The 270-nt window shown below is 64.4% G+C and carries 1 protein-coding gene; it reads right to left on the bottom strand.

The annotated features are described in order from the left end of the window. Positions 1-270, bottom strand: a 270-nt coding sequence (locus SB765_RS29920; protein WP_410932532.1) for an efflux RND transporter permease subunit, incomplete at both ends; no start/stop codon positions are given.

The following is a 270-nucleotide window of genomic DNA, read 5'->3' as shown; positions in this document are numbered from 1 at the left end:
GCTGCACGCTGACTGCAGTGGACGGCTTGCCGTTCAGGCGTGTGGAAAACTGGTATTCCTGGCTGCCGATTTCCACCCGCGCCACATCCCCGATGCGCACGGTGGAGCCGTCCGGGTTGGCTTTAAGCACGATGTCGGCGAATTCCGCCGGCGTCGACAGCTGGCCCTTGACCAGAATTGCCGCGGTGATTTCCTGGGTCTTGGTCCCCGGCAAATCGCCCAGGCTGCCCGCCGAAACCTGCGCGTTCTGCGCGCTGATCGCGGCGTTGA

It is taken from the genome of Pseudomonas sp. SIMBA_067 (assembly GCF_046534675.1).
GTDB classification, from domain to species: domain Bacteria; phylum Pseudomonadota; class Gammaproteobacteria; order Pseudomonadales; family Pseudomonadaceae; genus Aquipseudomonas; species Aquipseudomonas putida.
The sequence above is the reverse complement of the archived record's forward strand: the minus strand, read 5'-3'. Positions and strand labels throughout refer to the sequence as shown.